Source organism: Streptomyces lusitanus, assembly GCF_042647945.1.
GTDB classification, from domain to species: domain Bacteria; phylum Actinomycetota; class Actinomycetes; order Streptomycetales; family Streptomycetaceae; genus Streptomyces; species Streptomyces pseudogriseolus.
On sequence record NZ_JBHRWL010000003.1, the window covers coordinates 133,634 to 152,773 of the forward strand.

At 71.8% G+C, this 19,140-nt stretch carries 22 protein-coding genes; 8 read left to right on the top strand and 14 right to left on the bottom strand.

All coding sequences use genetic code 11. The annotated features are described in order from the left end of the window. Positions 1 to 50 precede the first annotated feature (50 nt). The 3 genes from ACFOSY_RS05045 to ACFOSY_RS05055 form a co-directional block, all read right to left on the bottom strand. Positions 51 to 815, bottom strand: coding sequence for an SDR family NAD(P)-dependent oxidoreductase (locus tag ACFOSY_RS05045; RefSeq protein WP_394305489.1), 765 nt, complete (start codon positions 813 to 815; stop codon positions 51 to 53). 250 nt (positions 816 to 1,065) lie between these two features. Next, a complete protein-coding gene (locus ACFOSY_RS05050) occupies positions 1,066 to 1,758 on the bottom strand; it encodes an alpha/beta fold hydrolase (RefSeq protein WP_394305490.1) in 693 nt (230 codons plus the stop codon). A gap of 256 nt (positions 1,759 to 2,014) precedes the next feature. Beyond that, entirely contained in the window at positions 2,015 to 2,668 is a 654-nt protein-coding gene (locus tag ACFOSY_RS05055) for a TetR/AcrR family transcriptional regulator (protein WP_394305491.1), read from the bottom strand. Positions 2,669 to 2,736: 68 nt separating this feature from the next. Between ACFOSY_RS05055 and ACFOSY_RS05060 the strand changes: the two genes are divergently transcribed. Together ACFOSY_RS05060 and ACFOSY_RS05065 are read left to right on the top strand one after the other, a co-directional pair. Then, positions 2,737 to 3,639, top strand: a complete 903-nt coding sequence (locus ACFOSY_RS05060) for an SDR family NAD(P)-dependent oxidoreductase (protein ID WP_394305492.1) — start codon at positions 2,737 to 2,739, stop codon at positions 3,637 to 3,639. A 208-nt stretch (positions 3,640 to 3,847) separates the two neighbouring features. Further along, complete coding sequence (locus ACFOSY_RS05065) at positions 3,848 to 4,810, top strand: AraC-like ligand-binding domain-containing protein (RefSeq protein ID WP_394305493.1); 963 nt, start codon at positions 3,848 to 3,850, stop codon at positions 4,808 to 4,810. A gap of 53 nt (positions 4,811 to 4,863) precedes the next feature. Here ACFOSY_RS05065 and ACFOSY_RS05070 read toward each other — a convergent pair whose 3' ends face one another. The 3 genes from ACFOSY_RS05070 to ACFOSY_RS05080 all read right to left on the bottom strand — a co-directional run bounded on the left by ACFOSY_RS05070 (position 4,864) and on the right by ACFOSY_RS05080 (position 7,632). Beyond that, on the bottom strand, positions 4,864 to 5,625 hold the full coding sequence (locus ACFOSY_RS05070) for an isocitrate lyase/PEP mutase family protein (protein ID WP_394305494.1): 762 nt from the start codon (positions 5,623 to 5,625) through the stop codon (positions 4,864 to 4,866). 613 nt (positions 5,626 to 6,238) lie between these two features. Continuing rightward, the gene (locus ACFOSY_RS05075) at positions 6,239 to 6,940 is read right to left on the bottom strand and encodes an N-acyl homoserine lactonase family protein (protein ID WP_449343579.1); all 702 of its coding nucleotides are present in this window, start codon (positions 6,938 to 6,940) and stop codon (positions 6,239 to 6,241) included. Positions 6,941 to 7,029: 89 nt separating this feature from the next. Continuing rightward, a complete protein-coding gene (locus tag ACFOSY_RS05080) occupies positions 7,030 to 7,632 on the bottom strand; it encodes a TetR/AcrR family transcriptional regulator (protein ID WP_394305496.1) in 603 nt (200 codons plus the stop codon). Between the two features lie 129 nt (positions 7,633 to 7,761). Between ACFOSY_RS05080 and ACFOSY_RS05085 the strand changes: the two genes are divergently transcribed. Beyond that, entirely contained in the window at positions 7,762 to 9,288 is a 1,527-nt protein-coding gene (locus tag ACFOSY_RS05085) for an FAD-dependent monooxygenase (RefSeq protein ID WP_394305497.1), read from the top strand. Between the two features lie 138 nt (positions 9,289 to 9,426). Here ACFOSY_RS05085 and ACFOSY_RS05090 read toward each other — a convergent pair whose 3' ends face one another. Continuing rightward, positions 9,427 to 9,729, bottom strand: a complete 303-nt coding sequence (locus tag ACFOSY_RS05090; protein ID WP_394305498.1) for a DUF1540 domain-containing protein — start codon at positions 9,727 to 9,729, stop codon at positions 9,427 to 9,429. Positions 9,730 to 9,883: 154 nt separating this feature from the next. After that, positions 9,884 to 10,309 carry a MarR family winged helix-turn-helix transcriptional regulator gene (locus ACFOSY_RS05095; RefSeq protein WP_394305499.1) on the bottom strand — a complete coding sequence of 142 codons (426 nt, stop codon included), beginning with the start codon at positions 10,307 to 10,309 and terminating at the stop codon, positions 9,884 to 9,886. Between the two features lie 83 nt (positions 10,310 to 10,392). Between ACFOSY_RS05095 and ACFOSY_RS05100 the strand changes: the two genes are divergently transcribed. Continuing rightward, positions 10,393 to 11,037 (top strand): MBL fold metallo-hydrolase, encoded by a 645-nt coding sequence (locus ACFOSY_RS05100; protein ID WP_394305500.1) that lies wholly within the window; start codon positions 10,393 to 10,395, stop codon positions 11,035 to 11,037. Between the two features lie 8 nt (positions 11,038 to 11,045). Here ACFOSY_RS05100 and ACFOSY_RS05105 read toward each other — a convergent pair whose 3' ends face one another. Further along, the gene (locus ACFOSY_RS05105) at positions 11,046 to 11,465 is read right to left on the bottom strand and encodes a hypothetical protein (protein WP_394305501.1); all 420 of its coding nucleotides are present in this window, start codon (positions 11,463 to 11,465) and stop codon (positions 11,046 to 11,048) included. Positions 11,466 to 11,603: 138 nt separating this feature from the next. Here ACFOSY_RS05105 and ACFOSY_RS05110 point away from each other — a divergent pair, with 138 nt between their 5' ends. Then, positions 11,604 to 12,371, top strand: a complete 768-nt coding sequence (locus ACFOSY_RS05110; RefSeq protein ID WP_394305502.1) for an SDR family NAD(P)-dependent oxidoreductase — start codon at positions 11,604 to 11,606, stop codon at positions 12,369 to 12,371. A gap of 63 nt (positions 12,372 to 12,434) precedes the next feature. Here ACFOSY_RS05110 and ACFOSY_RS05115 read toward each other — a convergent pair whose 3' ends face one another. Next, entirely contained in the window at positions 12,435 to 12,758 is a 324-nt protein-coding gene (locus ACFOSY_RS05115) for a hypothetical protein (protein WP_394305503.1), read from the bottom strand. A 51-nt stretch (positions 12,759 to 12,809) separates the two neighbouring features. Then, on the bottom strand, positions 12,810 to 13,775 hold the full coding sequence (locus ACFOSY_RS05120) for an NADP-dependent oxidoreductase (protein ID WP_394305504.1): 966 nt from the start codon (positions 13,773 to 13,775) through the stop codon (positions 12,810 to 12,812). A gap of 146 nt (positions 13,776 to 13,921) precedes the next feature. Here ACFOSY_RS05120 and ACFOSY_RS05125 point away from each other — a divergent pair, with 146 nt between their 5' ends. Both ACFOSY_RS05125 and ACFOSY_RS05130 read left to right on the top strand, forming a co-directional pair. Further along, a complete protein-coding gene (locus ACFOSY_RS05125) occupies positions 13,922 to 14,920 on the top strand; it encodes a GlxA family transcriptional regulator (RefSeq protein WP_394305505.1) in 999 nt (332 codons plus the stop codon). 141 nt (positions 14,921 to 15,061) lie between these two features. After that, the gene (locus ACFOSY_RS05130) at positions 15,062 to 16,732 is read left to right on the top strand and encodes a RecQ family ATP-dependent DNA helicase (RefSeq protein ID WP_394305506.1); all 1,671 of its coding nucleotides are present in this window, start codon (positions 15,062 to 15,064) and stop codon (positions 16,730 to 16,732) included. Positions 16,733 to 16,749: 17 nt separating this feature from the next. Here the strand turns inward: ACFOSY_RS05130 and ACFOSY_RS05135 are convergent, their stop codons facing one another. Then, positions 16,750 to 17,058, bottom strand: coding sequence for a hypothetical protein (locus ACFOSY_RS05135; RefSeq protein ID WP_394305507.1), 309 nt, complete (start codon positions 17,056 to 17,058; stop codon positions 16,750 to 16,752). Between the two features lie 171 nt (positions 17,059 to 17,229). Beyond that, entirely contained in the window at positions 17,230 to 17,679 is a 450-nt protein-coding gene (locus ACFOSY_RS05140; protein ID WP_394305508.1) for an excalibur calcium-binding domain-containing protein, read from the bottom strand. Positions 17,680 to 17,835: 156 nt separating this feature from the next. Between ACFOSY_RS05140 and ACFOSY_RS05145 the strand changes: the two genes are divergently transcribed. Continuing rightward, positions 17,836 to 18,420 (top strand): hypothetical protein, encoded by a 585-nt coding sequence (locus tag ACFOSY_RS05145; protein WP_394305509.1) that lies wholly within the window; start codon positions 17,836 to 17,838, stop codon positions 18,418 to 18,420. Between the two features lie 20 nt (positions 18,421 to 18,440). Here the strand turns inward: ACFOSY_RS05145 and ACFOSY_RS05150 are convergent, their stop codons facing one another. After that, positions 18,441 to 19,058, bottom strand: a complete 618-nt coding sequence (locus ACFOSY_RS05150) for a dihydrofolate reductase family protein (protein ID WP_394305510.1) — start codon at positions 19,056 to 19,058, stop codon at positions 18,441 to 18,443. Positions 19,059 to 19,140: the final 82 nt, after the last annotated feature.

Consider the following 19,140-nt stretch of genomic DNA (forward strand, 5'->3'; position numbering starts at 1 on the left):
CGTGTGATCGAGGCCGCGACCGTGATTCAACGGGCCGGCTGGCAGCGTGATCAGTAGCCCGCGGTGAGCGCGCCGTCGATCGCCAGGGCGGCACCGCTGATGAACCGGCTCTCGTCGCTCAGCAGGAAGGCGGTGAAGGCGGCGATCTCGCTGACGTCGGCCGAGCGACCCGTCGGCTGCCGGCTGAGGATGCTGTTCGCGGCCTCCGGGTCGCTCGCCGTGAAGCCCTGCCAGAGCAGCGTGTTGACCAGGCCCGTGAGGAGGGCGTTGACCCTGACACCGTCCTTCGCCGCGTCCAGCGCCGTCGAACGGGTCAGACCGACGACACCGTGCTTGGCGGCCGAGTAGGCGACGGCCGACGGGTCACCCGCCGCACCCACCACGGAGGCGTTGTTGACGATGGAGCCTCCGCCACTGGCGATGATGGCCGGAATCTCGTGCTTGAGGCTGTAGAAGACACTCGTCAGGTTCAGGGAGATCACACTCTCCCAGAAGGGGGCGTCCATCTCACGGATCGATCCCTGACTGTTTCCCCCGCCGGCATTGTTGAACGCGCCGTGCAGGGCGCCGAATTCGCTGACGGTGAAGTCCACCAGGCGCGCGACGTCCTCCTCACGCGTCACATCCGTGGGAACGAAGACGGCCTTGCCGCCGTCGGCCGAAGTCTCCGCCGCGACCGCCTCACCGCGCGCCTTGTCCCGCGCCCCGATGACCACGGTCGCCCCCTCGCCGGCGAGTCGCCTCACCGCAGCCTCACCCATTCCGGAGGTACCCCCGGTGACAATGACGATCTTTGACTGCAGGCGGCTGGACATACGTGCTCCCTTTCTGCCCGGGGTGACACAGCCACGACTCCGGGGATGTTCGACATTGACGGGCAAGCGCCCTGAGCAGGCCGGAGGCTCCTCTCCGGGACCTGCCTCTTCACCGTACAGTATCAGGAATGAATGGTCGGTAAAGAAAATTCCCATCCTGCTGCGCCCACGCGCAGGGTGTTGCGAGCAGGCGGACAGGGTTACGGAACGTGCAGTCAAGAAAGGCCGAGAGGTGAGACCCACCCCGTCCCTAGCTGTCGGCGTCCGCGGTGATCAGCTCCGCCAGCTCGCTCGCCATGGAGAGAAACGGCGAGTGGCCGGAAGGCAGGCGGTACACGCGGTCGGCGCGGCTCCCCATCGACTCCTGGTAGGCCGGCGGGAGCATCTCGTCGTGCTCGCACACGATGTAGCGGGAGGGCACCGTCTTCCATGCCGCCGCGGTGAGCGGTTCGCTGAACGACCGTACGCTCTGGGGAGTCAGCCGCCGCACAGCCCGGTCGGCCTCCTCCGCGGCGATGTCGTTGAACAGCGCCTTCGCCGCGTCGTCGGGAACCGGCGAGGTTCCCGTGTCGCCGCTCGGCAGCTCTCCTCCGCTCTCGCCGACCAAGGAAGCGCCCGCCTCCAGCTGGAAGCCGGCGAGATAGAGGATGCGTGACACCTGGGAAGCCGCAGCGGCGGCTTCTGTGACCGGCACGCCCCCGTACGAGTGCGCGAGGACGGTCACCGGCCCGTCCACGTCTGCCAGTTGGGCGCGAATGGCACGCGCGTCGTCGTACATCCCCGCTGTCTCGTTGCTGCCCGTCGACGCACTCGGCAGGTCGACGGTGAGAGTGCGCCATCCCCGGGCGGTGAGCTCCGGAACGAGCTTGTACCAGCACCAGGCGCCATGCCAGGCACCGTGGACAAGCAGGATGGTGGGTTCGCCCTGTACTGCGTTGGTCATGAATCGGCCTTTGAAACAGGAACAACCGAGGTCTCCCCCGGCAAGGAATCGAAGCCGTACGCGGACTGCGGTCCTGCGCAGCGGCCCGCCACAGGGGCGTGACCACGACCGGCTCCCCACCGACCCTAGGAAGGCGTCACCCGGCGGACCATGCTTGATCGTCCACCACCCTTGTCCGACCGTCCAAGCGTCCAAGGGCCCGGCGCGAACGAGCTCACGGCACCGAGGGCACCCACCCGTCGGCCCGCGGAAGGCGTCAGGCGGTCGTGCCCGTGAGGAACGCGGTGAGTATGCGGCGCAGGCGGGGCTCCACCTCGACCACGGCGTGACCGAGCCGGGGGTCGGTGACGTACAGCTCGCGGATGCGGGGGCCGGGGCTTGCCATCTGCCACAGGGCGCCCGCCATGCCGGTTGCGGTGGAGATCAGGTCGACGGCTTGCTGTTCGTCGAGGCCGAGGAGGCGGTCGACCTCGGCGCCGATGAGGGCGACTTCGTGGAGGGTGACGAGCTTGAAGTCGCGTACGGCTTCGAGTGAGACGTTGCGTTCGAGGTTGAGCGGGGCCTGGGCGAGAAGGTCGCAGAAGACGGGGCGTGCGGCCAGGGTCGTGGCGAAGGCGTCTGCGACAGCGGCGGGGTCGGCCGCGTCTCGCGCCCGCAGGAGGGTGCGGAGCGCGGTGGACCACTCGCGCCAGCCCTGCGCGGTGAGTTCGAGAAAGATCTGTTCCCTGGTCTCGAAGTAGCGCAGCAGCGCCGACTTGTGCATCCCCACCTGGGCGGCGATGTCGGTGAGGGTGACGTCGCGGATGCCGCGTTCCCGTCCGAGTGTGCGGGCCGCCTCCAGGATCGCTGCTTCGCGTACTTGCTTGGCTTCCGCGCTGCGGGCCCGCTGGAAGGAGGCTGGCTGTGTCATAGGGCCATCATAGGAACACATAACGCAACGCTGTTGCTTTATTTGGAGAACGGTGTTTCCCTAACTGTATGAGTGAAAGTGCAGACAATGAGCGCGGCGCGCAGCAGCGGGTCTGGTTCGTCACCGGCTCCTCCCGCGGGCTCGGGCGCGCCCTGATCACCGCCGTCCTCGACGCGGGTGACATCGTCGTGGCCACCGCCCGCCGCCCCGAGCCGCTCGCCGAAGAGCTGAAGGAGTACGGGGAGCGGGTCCTCGCCCTGCCGCTGGACGTCACCGGCGCGGATGCGGCCCGCACGGCCGTCGACGCCGCGGTCGACCGGTTCGGGCGCCTCGACGTCGTCGTGAACAACGCCGGGTACGCGAACGTGTCGCCGGTCGAGACCGCGGACGACGAGGACTTCCGCGCCCAGTTCGAGACCAACTTCTGGGGTGTGTACCACGTGACCAGGGCGGCGCTGCCGGTGCTGCGCCGGCAGGGCGCGGGGACCGTGGTGCAGATCTCCTCCGTCGGCGGGCGGGTCGGCGGCTCCCCGGGCATCGCCTCGTACCAGGCGGCGAAGTTCGCCGTCGACGGGTTCACCCGGTCGCTGGCGGCGGAGACTGCGCCGCTCGGGGTGCAGTTCATGGTCGTCGAGCCGAGCGGCTTCGCCACCGACTGGGCCGGCTCCTCCATGACCGTCCACCCCGTCCCCGACGCCTACGACGCCACCGTGGGCGCCATGAACCGCCGGGTGCGGCAGGGCACCGCCGGCAGCGCGGGCGATCCGGAGCGTGCCGCGGAGATCATCGTGCGCACGGTGCGGCGCGGCGAGGTCCCGAGTCATCTGCTGCTCGGCGTGAACGCCGTGACCCTCGCGCTCGACTACTCCCGCCGCCAGCTGGACGAGGCGGGCGCCTGGGAGGCGGTGAGCCGTTCGGCCGACTTCGCCGAGCCCTACCCCGTCGAGCTGCCGCCGCCGACGGAGCAGTGAACCTCCCTGCGGCTGATCGGCCACAGCCGCCAACTCCCTGACCACACGTCCTGGTTGGACCGGGCGCGGCGTGTCGTCATTTCTGCGGGCTTGATGCAACCCTTCTGGATGTCGACGTCGTCTCAGGGGTGTCAGGGGGGCGGATGAGAGTACGGACCGGGGTGGCGCCGGGCCGGCCGGGTTTCCGTAGCGGACAGAGGGCAGCACGGTGAGCCCCGTGCTGGACACGGCCCTCGTACCGCCCGGGGACCGGGAGGAAGTGGTCCGGAACGCGGTGTGGGAGTCCGTGGTGGCGGTCGACATCGACCACGGGCCGCCCGCCGAGGAGATGTCCGTACGCATCGGGCTGGGCACCGTCGGCCCGATGCGGATCTGTTCGGCGCGGGCGACCGCGGTCACCATCCACCGCACGGCCGGGCTCGCTCGCCGCGACGACGAGGAGCCGGCCGTCTTCCTCGGACTTCAGGTCTCGGGCGCCAGTCTGGTGGCGCAGAGGGGCCGCGAATGCGTACTGCGGCCGGGCGAGTTCGCCGTCTACGAGTCGATCGCTCCGTACACCCTCCTCTTCGACGAGGGGGTGGACCACCACTTCCTGCGCTTCCCCCGCTCGGCGCTCGCGCTGCCCGACCGGCTGCTGCGGGACACCGGCACGGTCGCCCTGGGGCCCGGCAATCCCGTCGCGCGTATCGCCTTCGACTACTTCTCCCGGCTCGCGACGGACGACGCGCTCCATCAGGGCGCGCGCGCCGAGGCCGTCGTGACGCCGAGCGTCGAACTGCTGCGGGCCGTCCTGACCTCCCAGCAGGGTGCGACGGACCGGGCGCGGGAGCCGATGGAGGCGACACTGAGCCTGCGGATCACCCGGTACATCCGCGAGCACCTGGCGGACCGCGACCTGTCGCCGGCCCGCATCGCCGACGCCCACGGCATCTCCGTACGACACCTCTACGCCGTGCTCGCCCGGTCCGGCATCAGCCTCGGCGACCACATCCGCGCACTGCGCCTCGCGGAGTGCCGAAGGGAACTCGCCGGGCCGTACGGCAGGTCGCGGACCATCGCCGCCACAGGCCGGCGGTGGGGTTTCGTGGACGCGACCCACTTCAGCAAGGTGTTCAGGCGCGCGTACGGGATGTCACCCCGCGACTGGCGTGACCTGCACCATCCGCGCTGAACACGCGAGTGGCGTCAGGGTCACGCCAGGGGGTTCACGGGCCGGTCAGTTCCTCACGGCGCCCACGGCTTGAGCATGTCCTTCACCGTGTCCGTCAGCGCCCACTGCAGCAGGGGGCCGTAGCTGATCCGGCCCACGCCGAGGCGACGGAAGCGGTCGAGGTCGTGTTTGACGGGGTGGGCCGTGGAGTTGACGGGTACGGTGACCGCGCCGGTCACCGCGGCGAGCAGCTCGTCGTCGTCCTGGATGCCCACGGGGTAGACGCTGTCGGCGCCGGCCTCCACCAGGGCACGCAGCCGCCCGATCGCCTCGTCGAGGACGGCGGAGGCGTCCCGCGCGTGCATGAAGAGGTCGGTGCGCCCGTTGACCCAGACCGGGACCCCCGCGTCGTCGGCCGCCGCGCGCAGGCCGGCGACGTAACTCGCGTGCTCCTGGGTGCCGCGTACGCGGCCGCCCTCGGAGTGGACGGTGTCCTCGACGTTGAGACCGACGCCGCCGACCTCGATCAGCCCGGCGATGAGATCCGCCGGCTTCTGCCCGTAACCGGCCTCCAGGTCCACGGACACCGGGACGTCGACCGCCGCGACGATCGGCCTGACGGCGGCGAGCACCTCCTCGAAGGTCTGCCCCTCCTGGTCGCCGGCCCCACGGGAGTCGGCGAGGGGGTGGCTGCCGATCGTGAGGGCGAGGAACCCGGCGTCGACGGCTGTCCGTGCGGACCAGACGTCCCAGACGGTCGGCAGTACGAGCGGCTTGTGCTGGGCGTGCAGCTGCGCGAGGCGTTGAGCGCGCTCAACGGTGGTGTGAGAAGCCATGCTTGGGACGCTACCCCGTGAATACCGTTCGGGTGCGGCTTCCAGGCCGTCGCCGGGTCGCCGGGTCGCCGGACGGCATGTGCCGGCATGATGACGCTCATGACCTTGCACGCCCTGTACCGAAAGGCCGATGCCGCGTAGACGGCCCGGCGCGCTGCGCGCCGAACGGTCTCCCCGTGTCCCGTGGAGCGTTCCCCCACCCCGGATCCACGGCCTCTCGTCGCGCACCAGTGTGGCGATAGACCGGGTGGAGAGACTCTCGGACGACTATGACCTCTACCCCGGCGCCACCGACCGCGCGCTGCGGCGATACGCGGCGTTCCTGCGACCTCCGGGCCGACGGCCCCTGTATCCGCAGGAGACGGGATGTTCATGCCGCGGCTGTTCCTTCGAGGACGTCCGGCACGCCCGCGATGTGCTCGAGGACGTCTTGCGGCGGTTGCCGCCCCGGCCGCTGGCCGAGCTCAGGGACCGGGTGCGGGCCCTGGACGCCAGGTATGCCGAACGCACGCTGCCGGATCGGTTCGCGGCTCATCGCCCGTGGTGTCCCGACCGCTGGTGGTGGCGCCGCCTGGCCGACGGTCCGGAAGGCCGGTGAGGTGTTCTGCCGTGGTCAGGGATGAGTGGTCCGTGGCGGTTCCCAGACCGAGCAGTCATGGGCGAAGAGCACGCGTCGCGGGTCGAGATCCGCGAGTCGGTCCAGCCAGTGCCGGTACGGCGGAAGGGGCTGTTCCACGCCGTCGAGTGCCGCGCGGCGGGCCAGTTGGTCGGACGCGAACTGGGAAGCGACGTCGTGCGCCTGGCCGGCGAGGACCACCGTGCCGTCGTTCTGCCGGAGGACCAGCGACTGGTGTCCCCGCGTGTGCCCAGGCGTCGGAATGATCCGGACTCCCGGCCAGATCTCGGTCTCGCCGACGGCGACTTCGTAGGTCGCGCCGGGGAAGTCGACCAGTTCGTCGAAGGTGTGGTCACCCGCGCGGGCGGCCGCCAGTTCGGCCTCCTGGACGTAGACGGGCCTGCCGCCCAGGAGGGGGTTGCCGCCGCAGTGGTCGAAGTGCAGATGGCAGTTCACCACCACGGAGATGTCGTCGAGGCCGACCCCGGCCGCCGACAGTGCCTCCTGCAACGCGCGGCGGCGTGGCCGGTAGTGGGCCTCGGTCTCGGGGTCCGCGTCGCCGATGCCGGTGTCGAAGAGGATCAGCCCGTTGTCGTGTCGTACGAGGTAGGCGAGGACGGGCTCGACTCGTGGCTGTGAGCTGCCCGTTTCCGACGCCGGCCGGATGAAGTACCCGAGATCGAGTCGACGTACCGTCATGTTTCCCATGCCGTCACATCGTGGCAGCTCACCGTCTGCCGTCCAGTCGGTCTGCCGACAGCAGAAGGGCCGGGGAGCCGGCGCGGGAGTCACACCCCGGGGTGGGGTGCCGTGAGGTAGTGCTGCACGGTCGGCGCCAGCCAGGCCGTGATCTCGTCCGGGTGCAGGTGCGCGGCGGGCGGGAAGCGCAGGACGTAGCGGGTGAGGGCGAGGCCCAGGAGCTGCGAGGACACCAGTGCGGCGCGTGCCGGTGCCTGTTCGGGGTCGGGGCACACCCGGCGGGCCAGCGGGAGCAGCTGGTCGCTGAAGATGCCGCGCATGCGCTCGGCGCCGGCGTCGTTGGTCACGCCGACCCTCAGGAGTGCGGTGAGGACCTCGTTCTCCTCCCACTGGGTCAGGAAGTGCGTCACCAGGGCGCGGCCGGCCTCGTCACGGGTCAGTGAGGCCGGGTCCGGCAGCTTCAGGTCGATGGCGACGGCCGCCGCGAACAGGCCCTCCTTGTTGCCGTAGTAGCGCATGACCATGGAGGGGTCGATCTTCGCCTGGTGGGCGATGGCGCGGATGGTGGCGCGGTCGTAGCCGTCGGCGGCGAACCGCTCACGGGCCGCCTCCAGGATGGCCCGGCGGGTGGCGTCGGAGCGGCGGGCGGGGGCGGAGCCGCGGGCGGGGGCGGCGGACGTGCTCTCGTTCATGCCAACGATCGTATGCCTACATACGTAGGCCAACAAGTGTTGACGCGCACGCCGGCGCCCGCCTACAGTTGCCAACAGACGTTGACCAACAACTGTTGGCCTACAATCGTTGGCGACTGGGAGGTCACCATGAGCGGCACCAGCACCAGCACCGGCACCGGCACCGGCACCGGCAAGGGCACCGAGCGTTCGGCGCACCCCGTGATCGTCGTCGGCGCCGGCCCCGCCGGCCTGCTCCTGGCGGGCGACCTCGCCGAGGCCGGCGTCCCCGTCACCCTGCTGGAGAAGCGCCCGCACAAGATCAGCAACCTCTCCCGGGCGTTCGGCGTGCACGCCCGCACGCTGGAGCAGCTCGACGCCCGCGGCCTCGCCGACGACCTGCTCGCCACCGGCAGCACCATCACCCGGCTGCGGCTCTTCCGCCGCCTCTCCCTCGACCTCACCACGCTGCCCTCCCGCTTCCCGTTCCTGCTGATCACCCCCCAGTACGAGGTCGAGCGCCTGCTGGAGCGGCGGGCCCGGCGGCTCGGTGTCCGGTTCCAGTACGAGACCGAGCTCCTCGCGCTGCGCCAGGACGCCGACGGTGTCGACATCGACGTCCGCACCGGGGACGGAACGACCGCCACGCACCGCGCCGCGTACGTCGTCGGCACCGACGGCCACCGCAGCGCCGTGCGTGAGGCGATCGGCCAGCCCTTCCCCGGCGTCTCCGTCATCACCTCCCTCTTCCTCGCGGACGTCCGCCTCGCCGAGAAGCCCGAGAGCGTCCTCACCGTCGACGGCGCCGGCGACGTGTTCGCGATGATCGCCTCGTTCGGCGACGGCTGGTACCGCGTCATGGGCTGGAACCGCCGCAACGAGGTCCCCGACGACCACCCCCTCGACCTCGACGAGGTCAAGGACGTCACCCGCCGTGCCCTGGGCACCGACTACGGCATGCACGACGCCCGCTGGCTCTCCCGCTTCCACAGCGACGAACGCCAGGCTCCCGAGTACCGGGTCGGGAGGGTGTTCCTCGCCGGCGACGCCGCGCACGTCCACTCCCCGGCCGGCGGGCAGGGCATGAACACCGGCCTGCAGGACGCGGCCAACCTTGGCTGGAAGCTCGCCGCCGTCGTCACGGGGCAGGCCCCCGACAGCCTCCTGGACACCTACCAGGGCGAACGCCACCCGGTCGGCAAGGCGGTCCTGCGCAGCAGCGGCGGTCTCGTCCGGCTGGCCCGCGCGCAGAGCCCGGCGCTGCGGGCCGTCCGCGCCGTCGTCTCGGCCCTCGTCAACGCCGCCGCCCCCGCCCGCACCAAGGCCCTGGCCCAGATCACCGGGATCGGCTACCGCTACCCCGCCCCGCGCGGCGCCCACCGCCTCGTCGGCACCCGGGTTCCGGACGTCGCCCTCCGGAGCGGCACCCGCCTGTACGAGGCGCTGCGCGGCGGCCGTTTCGTCCTCGTCACCCCGCCCACCGTGCGGCTCCCCCACAGCGCCACCGCCACCACGGACGGCGACCGCGGCTCGCTGCCGGTCGTCGAGCACTGGGCCGGCGACCGGCGTACCGCCGTGCTGGTCCGGCCCGACGGATACGTGGCCTGGGCGGCGGACGACGCCGACACCGCGGCCGTCGAGGCCGCCGTGACCGCGCGGTTCACCACCGCCGACTGACCTTCGAGGCCCCGCCCGGCGCGTACGCCCCCCCCTACGACCGCCGGCGCGGGGCACACGTCTGCCGGCGGGCGCGACGTGGTGTCCCGGTCCGCGGCCGACGGCATCGTGCCGGGCGACGCCACGTGCGTGTGTCTGTCACTTGTGCGCGTAGGTGAGGCAGTCCACCTGCTCGTGCTCGAAGCCGACGGTGATGGCCGGGGCGTGGCACTCGAGTCCGCTGTTGTGCCGGCAGTCGGCCATCTTGCAGGCGCCGACCCTGCCGGTGGTCGACGGCTCACCGCCCTCGAGATCGGCGCCCAGATACGTGTCGCAGACGGGACTGTCGAGGTCCCCCACGGTGATCGCCGCGGCATGGCACGCGTGGTCGTGGTTGTAGGCGCAGCCCTCGGCCGCGCATTCGCTGATGACGGGCAGTTGCATGACGGGGGTGGCTGCCATGGCGGATCGCCCCTCTCGTGAGCTCGTGCGGAGCATGCGGCGCGAGCTCCGTCCGGACCGGCCGCTCGCGGAACGCTCCTTCCTGTCTTCCACTGTCCGCGACGGCAAGGGGCGGCGCACGTCCGCAGGGCGAACCGGCCGGGGGAAGCGCGGGCTACTCGCCGTTCCCGTGCGTGCTCAGGCGTGACAGCAGCGGCAGCGCCGCCTCGAGCGTCTTGCGCTCCTCCGGGCTGAGGACGGCGTTGATCGCGCTGCCGAGCCGGTCGGCGCGACGTCGGCGTTCCTCGGCCAGACGGTCACGTCCGGCCGGCGTGAGGGTGAGGAGCAGCTTGCGCCCGTCGTCGGGGTGTGCCTCGGCGCGCACCAGGCCCTGCGCCAGGAGCCCTTTGACCGTCTTGGCGGCCGACTGGTGACTGACCCCCCGCTGCTGTGCGATCTCGGCGGTGGTCAGCGGGCCGCCGCGGTCCAGGTAGCCAAGGACGGCGGCCTCGCCGGGCGGCATCGTGTCGGCGCTGCGCACCGTGCGCACGAGCCGTCCGACGGTCAGGCGGAGTTCCTCGGCCAGCTGTCTGTCATCCATGACCACCACTTTACCTGATTTCATCACCCTAGTTGTACAGTTAGGTTGTAGATCTTCAACCCTCGGCCCGGAAAGGCCCCCCTGTGAAGCTCACCAAGCACGCCCATGCCTGCGTCACGCTCGAGAAGGACGGCACCCGTCTGGTCATCGACCCCGGCACCCTCACCCCGGACGCGGCCGAAGCCGTCGCCCGGGCCGACGCCGTACTGATCACCCACGAGCACTTCGACCACTTCGACGAACGGCTCGTCGACGCCGCTCTGGAGGACCGGCCCGCGCTGCGGGTGTACGGCACTGCCGCTGTCGCGGCCGCCCTCGGCAGCCATGACGGCCGCGTGCACGCCGTCGCCGCGGGCGACACCTTCGACGTCGGGTCCGTCGCCGTCAGCGTGCACGGCCACCGGCACGCGCTGATCCACCCCGACATCCCGTGCCCCGACAACGTCGGCTACCTCCTCGACGAGGGAACCGTCCACCATCCCGGCGACGCCTACTGCGTGCCCGAGGCCCCCGTGCGCACCCTGCTGCTGCCCACCAGCGGACCTTGGACGAAGCTCGGGGAAGCCGCCGACTACGTCCGCGCCGTGAAGCCCGAGCGGGTCATCCAGATCCACGAACTCATGCTCAGCGACCTCGGCCGGCAGTCCGCCGCCGGCCTGCTCGGCGAGCAGGGCCTGACCGGCATCCCGCTCGAGTCCCTCGAGCCCGGCACCAGCGTCCAGGTGTAGGCCCCGTCCTAGTCGGCGCCGGGGTCGACCTCGGGGTGCGTGAACCGCACGGGCTTGCCCAGTGACCGGGCGTAGGCGATCTCGGCCCGGGTGCTGTCCCCGATGTAGTCGCCGACCACGAGCACCTCGTCGGCGAGCCGGATCTTCGCCCGGTGCAGATCGTCCAGTCGGGACTTCAGCGCCTCGGCCTCGCCGGGATCGGACCAGAGGACGTGGGGCGACTTCAGGTCGCAGCCCGGCTTGACGACGATGTTGCCCTTCACCGGCTCCCGCAGATCGGCCTCGGCCATCTCGCTCATGAACCGGGTGGAGCCGCAGATCACGACGATACGCGGGAGGCGCAGCCGCTCCTTGGCCTCGACGAGGCACTCCGCGGGGGTGAGTGGATCTCCGGGGGTGAGCGGCTGCGACACGGGTTCTCCTGGCATGGTCCGCGTGGTCCGAAGGGGTGCCTGAGGAGACTAGCCGTCCGGCGGACCGTGCGGCCGGACGGCGGCGACCCGGACGGGTATCGCGCACGGCGAAAACCCGGTGCGCCGACCGGCGTCCGAGTACGTTCAGAACCCATGCGTCGTCACGCTGGTGTGGAGGACACAGTGCTGGAGGATGCGACCGCCGTCGTCACGGGCGGGTCCCGGGGTATCGGTCGGGCGATCGTCGAGCGGTTGTGCCGGGACGGGGCGTCCGTGGTGTTCACCTACGTCAAGGACGAAGGCGCCGCGCAGGCCGTCGTCCGTGCCGTGGAGGCCGACGGCGGCACGGTCAAGGCGATGCGTGTCGACCTCGGCGAAGAGGGTGGGCCCGAGCGGTTGATGGAAGCCGCGGAGGCTCATCTCGGCGGTCTGAGCATCCTCGTGAACAACGCCGCGATGTCCTTCACCCCGACCCCGCTCGCCTCGACCGACGTCGACGTCTTCGACACGGTCATGGCGGTCAACACCCGCTCGGTCTTCCTCACGATGCGCCATGCGGCCCGGACGATGCGCGACGGCGGCCGGATCGTGAACATCTCCACCCTCAACACGGTGCGGCCCGCCCCCGGCATCGCCCCCTACGCCGCCAGCAAGGGCGCGGTCGAGCAGCTGACCGCCGTCGCGGCGAGGGAACTCGGGCCCCGAGGGATCACCGTCAACACCGTCTCCCCCGGCGCGACCGACACCGAGCTGCTGCGGACGACCAACCCCCCGCAGGCGCTCGACGCGGTCGCCGGCATGACGCCGCTCGGCCGGCTGGGGCAGCCGTCCGACGTGGCCGACGTCGTCGCCTTCCTCGTGGGACCGGACGGCCGGTGGATCACCGGTCAGAATCTGCGGGCGACCGGCGGACTGGGCTGAGCGTCCGAACGTAAGAGATCCGGGGTCGGCGACCGGAGAACAGACGGACGCCGCCGGGAGGTCTCAGCCGTCGTCCTCGGCGTCGAGGGACTGAAGGCCCTGCTCCCAGCGGCGTCGACGGACGTCCTCCGGCTCTTCCCACCACGGGGTGCCCCGCTCGCCGAGCGCGACCTTGGCCCGGTGCACGCGGGACCGTGCCGCGCGCTCGGCCTGCTCGTCGCCCGCGGTCGTCGCGGAGCGCACCGCGCGGCGTGCCGACATGAGATGGCGTCGCAGGCGTGCGGCGGTCTCCTCGGGGATGGACGGGTCGGTCGCCCGCCATTTCCTGCCCCGGACGACGATGTGGTGTCCGTCGGGAGTGCGCTCCGGCGACTGGTCGGCGTTCACCTCGACGAGGTGCCCCGTGCGGCTCGGCCCGAACCTGGCACGACCCGGACGTCAGTCCGTCGCGGTCAGGACCAGCTTGCCGCGCGTGTGGCCGGCTTCGCCGTGGGTGTGCGCCGCGGCGGCGTCGGCGAGGGGGAAGGTCCTCTCCACCTCGACGCTCACCTCGCCCGCGTCGATCAGGTCGGCGATCCGGGTCAGCGCGGGGCCGTCCGGCTCGACGAGGAACCCGGTGGTCCGTACGCCCGCCGCCTCGGCGGCCGCCGCCAGGTCCGGGGAGACGCCGCCGGGGACGGCGATCAGCAGCCCGCCCGGGGACAGGGTCTTCAGGGCGCGGGTGCTGGTCCGGTCGTGCGCGTCGCCGACCAGGTCCACGACCACGTCGACGCCGGCCGCGGCCTCCTCGAAGGGGGTGGTGGTGTAGTCGATCGTCTCGTCGGCGCCGAGGTCCTTGAGCCACGGGTGGCGGGCGGCGCTCGCCGTGGCGATCACGTGTGCGCCCAGGTGGCGGGCGAACTGGACGGCGAGGTGGCCCACGCCTCCGGCGGCTGCCGTGATCAGGACGCGCTGCCCCGCCTGCACGTGGGCGGTGTCCACGAGGATCTGCCAGGCGGTGAGCGCCGCCAGGGGCACGGCGGCCGCGTGCACGTGGTCCACGGTGGCCGGCTTGCGGGCCCACTGGCGGGCCGGTGCGGTGACGTATTCGGCGTAGGCGCCGCCGGCGCGCGGGAACCACGGCATGCCGTACACCTCGTCGCCCGGCCGGAGTGTGGTGACGCCGAAGCCGGCCTGCTCGACGACGCCGGAGACGTCCCAGCCGAGGGTCAGCGGGAAGGTCTGGAGGCCCGCCATGCCCTGACCCGCGCGGGTCTTCCAGTCCACCGGGTTGACGCCGGCGGCGTGCACGCGCACCAGCACCTCGGTCGGCAGGGGTTCGGGGCGGGCCACGTCCTCGGGGGTGAGGACCTCCGGGCCGCCGAACTCCCTGATCGTGACGGCGCGCATGGTGTGGCCGCTCATCGTTTCTCGCTCCTGTGTGTCGTACGGATCCATGACCGGGGCGTTCCCCGCTCCATCGCCGGGATGTCCCCGGCGAGAACCAGCCTGCCGTGCCGGTGCCGGCGTGCGTGAGTGGCCTGCGGGACACCTGTCGTACTATTCCGGCCATGACGCATCGGGTTGCCGTTCTCGCCCTCGACGGGGTCCTGCCGCTGGACCTGGGCATCCCCGCCCGCGTGTTCAACGAGGCCCGGGGTCCGGACGGCAGCCGTCTGTACTCGGTCAGGACCTGCTCCCTCGGCGGGCGGCCGGTCCGTACGCACGAGGACTTCCGGATCGTCGTGGAGCACGACGAGTCGCTGCTGGAGACCGCGGACACGGTGGTGATCGCCACCCAGGAGCCGACCCCCGACCTGCTCGCGACGGGGACGCTGCCCGAGGACGTCACCGCGGTGCTGAAGTCGATCGGGCCCCGGACGCGCATCGTGAGTCTGTGCACCTCGGCCTTCCTGCTCGCGGCGGCCGGGCTGCTGGACGGGATGCGGGCGACCACGCACTGGACCTTGTGCGAGGCCTTCACGCAGCTCTTCCCCGGGATCGAGGTCGATCCGAACGTGCTGTTCGTCGACAACGGCCGCATCCTCACGTCCGCCGGCGGCGCGGCGGGCATCGACCTGTGCCTGCACCTGGTCCGGCTGGACCACGGGGCGAGTGTCGCGGCGGCGGCAGCGCGGAGGTGCGTGGCGGCGCCGTGGCGTGAAGGCGGGCAGGCGCAGTTCATCGAGCACGTGGTGCCCCAGGACGCCGACCGGTCCACCTCGGAGACCCGGCAGTGGGCACTGCAACGGCTGGCCGAGCCGCTCACCCTCGAGGACATGGCGCGGCACGCGCACATGAGCGTGCGCACGTTCACGCGCCGTTTCCGGCAGGAGACCGGGCTCAGCCCGCTGAAGTGGCTGGCCCAGCGCCGGCTCGCCCACGCACGGCATCTGCTGGAGTCCACCGCCCTGCCCGTCGCCCGCATCGCCGCCGCCTGCGGCTTCGGCGACCCGGTCGCGCTGCGCCGGCAGTTCCACACGTACGTGGGCCTGTCACCGGCGGCGTACCGGCGCGCGCACAGCGCGCCGGGGGTGGGGGAGGCTGCTGCGGCGGCGGTTGTGCGGTGACCTGCACAGCCCGCGTCCGTATCACTGCTCGGGCTCCCTCCGGCTGAGCCTCGTTTCCGGATCAGCGACGCGCATCCCCGCCCCCGCAGCGGGCACCCGGGCCGGGAACTCACTGGTCAGGGGCTGGAAAGGGCGTACGCGATGGATGAGCACGAGCGGGGCGCCGAGTTGCGTCGCGTCGCCCGCGAGCGGTTCGGGTGGAGTGACCTGGGCGCGGAGCAGGCCGAGGCGATGCAGGCGCTGCTGGACGGTGGTGACGTGCTGGTCGTGATGCCCACGGGCTCGGGGAAGTCGGCGATCTACCAGGTGCCGACCGTGCTGCTGGGCGGCCCCGCCGTCGTCGTGTCGCCGCTGATCGCCCTGCAACGGGATCAGGTCACGGGGTTGCGGGACAGTGAGGCTCCGGACGCCGTGGCCGTGAACTCCGCCCAGTCGCGGTCGGTGACCGACGAGGGCTGGCAGGCGGTCGAGGACGGGGACGCCGAGTACCTGTTCCTCTCCCCCGAGCAGCTGGCCAAGAGGGACGTGCTGGAGCGGCTGCGTGAGCTGCGGCCGTCGCTGTTCGTCGTCGACGAGGCCCACTGCGTCTCCGCGTGGGGGCACGACTTCCGTCCGGACTACCTCACCCTCGGTGAGGCCGCCGAGCGGCTGGGCCGGCCGCCCGTGCTCGCGCTGACGGCGACCGCGGCGGCCCCCGTACGGGAGGACATCGTCGAGCACCTGCACATGCGCGATCCCCGGCTCGTGACGACGGGCACGGACCGGCCCGCCATCCGGCTGACCGTGCGCACGTACACCGACGACCCGTCCAAGCGTGAGGCCGTGTCCCGCTGGACGGCCGAGGCGCCCACCCCGGGCATCCTCTACACCGCCACCCGCAAGGACGCCGAGGCGTATGCGGAGCGTCTCCGGGAGGACGGGGTGGACGCCGAGGCGTACCACGCGGGTCTGAAGGCGGCCGAGCGCCGGCGCATCCAGGACGGTTTCATGGCCGGCGCCCCCGCCGTGGTCGTCGCCACCTCGGCGTTCGGGATGGGCATCGACAAGCCCGACGTACGGTTCGTCGCGCACGCGTCCGTGCCCGAGTCGCTCGACTCGTACTACCAGGAGGTCGGGCGGGCCGGGCGGGACGGGGAGGCGGCCGACGCCGTGCTGTTCTACCGGCCCGAGGATCTGGGGTTGCAGAAGTTCCTGACCTCCCGGTCGCTGGACACGGAGGCGCTGCGGCGCGTCATGAGCGTGCTGCTCGACCAGGACGCCCCGCAGAGCCGCAGCCGTACGGCGGAGCTGTGCGGACTGTCGCGCCGGAAGGCCGGCGATCTGCTGAACCTGCTGGAGGAGGCGGGCGCCGTCGCGGTCGAGGGGAGGCGCCGTGCGGTGCGGGCCGTGGCAGGGCGGTCGGCGGAGGACGCCGCGGAGGCGGCGGCGGAGGTGTTCGAGCGGCGGCGCCGTATCGACCGCTCGCGCATCGAGATGATGCGCGGCTACGCGGAGACGCCGGGCTGCCGACGCCAGTACCTGCTCGGCTACTTCGGTGAGCAGCTCGACACCCCGTGCGGCCACTGCGACGGGTGTGAGCGTCTGGACAACGAGCCCGCGGCGTCGGACCCCGTGCGGCCTGCCGACGCCGCTCCCCCGGCCGGGGAGGCAGGGCCGTACGAGCCGAACGAGCGGGTGCGGCACGCGGATTGGGGTGCGGGCACGGTGATGCGCCGGGAGGACGACCGGGTCGTCGTGCTGTTCGAGCAGGTCGGGTACAAGACGCTGTCGCTGTCGGCCGTGGAGGAGGGTGACCTGCTGACCGGGGCCTGAGAGACGGTGGGTCCGGTTCAGGGACGCGGCCGGACGCGCACCCAGCGGGGGCGTGCGTCGCTGCCGCGGCGCCCGGCCACCGACGCGCAGCGGGGGCACACCCGTTGCACCTTGTCGGCCGCGCCGCCCGACTCGGGGAACGTGTCGGGCCAGCTGACGTGCGAGAAGCGGGCGAGGCGCGACCGGCTGAGGGACAGGCCGCACACGGTCTCGCTGCGGCCGGGCTCCCAGGCGTGCACCTCCCCGGCGGGCAGCCTGCGGCGGCCGTCGTCCTCGTCGGTCCACTGACCGGAGGCGGCGACGGCGTACCGCTTGCCGCGCCTCATGGCCTGCGCCCGGTCCGGGTGAGGCCGCTCCCACTGCTCCCGGTCACTTCGGCACCGTCCCCTGCCGTCGGAGGCTCGTCCTGTGCGGTGGGCGGCGCCGCTGTGACAGCGGGGGCCGCCGCCCGTGGACCCGCGTCGGACGGGTGCCGGCGGCGTCCCATTCCCGGTGCGTCACTCGCAGCCGGTGCCGTCACCGTCGCGGTCGAGGTGGCCGCCGTAGCCGGGGTCTCCGACGTGGACGGGTGCCGCGCCTGCGGCTCGGGCGGCGTCGCAGTTCTCGAAGTAGACGCTGCCGCCGCCTCCCCCGCCGCCGCTGTAGTCCTCCTCGACGGGTTCCTCGGTCACCGTCTTGGTCACCTTCACCTTGACCGTCTTCGTCTCCGTCACCGTGACGGTCGGCGCGGGTTCCGGATCGGCGGTGGGTGTGGCGGTCACCGTTGCGGTCGTGGTCACCGTCGGCTGGGGCTTGGCCGCCAGCGGCTTCGCATCATCCTTCGCGCTGCTGTCCTCGGCGCCCGCTCCGATGCCGATGAAGAAGGCGAGGCCGAGCGCCGGCAGCACGTACCGCTTACGCGCCCACTTCGGCGCGGTGCGGCCTGCCGGTGTGTACGGATTGGTCATGGCGCCCCCCCCGGGTGCTGGTTGAAGCACGAACTGTAGCGGTTGTGTGAAGAAAATATGAACTCCGGGGCGCAGCCCTCGCCGTCGGAGCGGGGCTGCCTCTCGCGCGTGCATATCGACTGGCGTTGAGGGGCGGCTCTGCCGGATGATCACGGCGTGACGAGTCCTGCTGTCTTCCGGGACCCGACCAACTGGGGCGACGGCTACTACGAGCTGGGCATCGAGGTCGGGTCGACCGATGATGCCCAGATCCAAGCCGTCCTGAGCGCACTGTGGTCGGCCGCGGACGTCCAGGGGTGCTTCGGGCGGAGAGACCGTGAACCCGAGGAGCAGGATCCCGTGCCGTGCACGGTCGGCTCACTGACCGAGTTCGGTCACCTCCATGGCCAGGTCCGGCTGCCGACGGGCCGGCTGACCGTTTGTGGCTGTTTGGCGATCCGGGGCGACGACGGAAGCAGTGACTGGCTGGACTTCTACGTCCCCCTCGGCGCCCTGAGCAAGGCGGGCCTCGCCTACTGGGACGGTCGACCGTCCTTCAGGTCCGACGTGATGGACGACTGGCTGGCCGGCATCGGGGCCGAAACCTTCAAGCGCGTCCCCTTCAGCCTGGGGGTCGTCGGCTTCGAAGTCTCCGGCTGCGCCGACGCGTCGACGCTGGCGGGGAAGATGCCGCAGACGCGGGACATCGGATACCTGCTTCCCCAAGGTGACGACGTGCGCTACGGCGCCGCCAACACGTAGATGCATGGCCCCCCAGGGATTCAGCGCGGTACGTCGTACGTGAGGTGGGTCGCCGTCGTCGTGCGGGTCACGCTTCGCTGCGTGAGTGTGCGGGGGATCCCGCCGGAGAAGAGGGGGGTGCCCGCGCCCAGCACGACGGGGGCGAGGTGCAGGGTCAGTGCGTCGACCAGGCCGGCGTCGAGGGCCGAGCTGATCGTGACGCCACCGCCCATGACGTACACGTCGAGGTCCTTGCCGCTGCGCGCCGACGCCGCCTCCGCGCGTTCGCGTGCGGCGGAGACGGCGTCGTGCACACCGGTGGTGACGAACGTCCAGTCGAGGTCGGACGTGCGTACGGACGCGGGCGGCTCGCTCGTCACGACGACGAACGCGGGCTTGCCGACCTCCCCGGCGCCGTAGCCGGACTCGTCGTTCCAGCCCTTGGGGCCGTCGACGATGTCGAAGAGGCGCCGGCCCAGGACGACCGCGCCGGAGCGTTCGGTGCTCTCGCGTACGATCCGGCGGTCCTCGGGGTCGTCGGAGAACGCCCAGGTGTGCAGGCCCTCCCCGCCGGTGCCGAGGCCGTTGTCCAGGCCGGGGTCGGGGCCGGTCACGTAGCCGTCGAGGGAAATCGAGATGTCAGCGATGATGCGGGTCATGTCAGTGGAGACCCGGTTCGTCCTCGGAAGTCATCGGCGACCCGGTTGACGGGAGCGTGTGGGTGATGTCGCGTGGGACCGC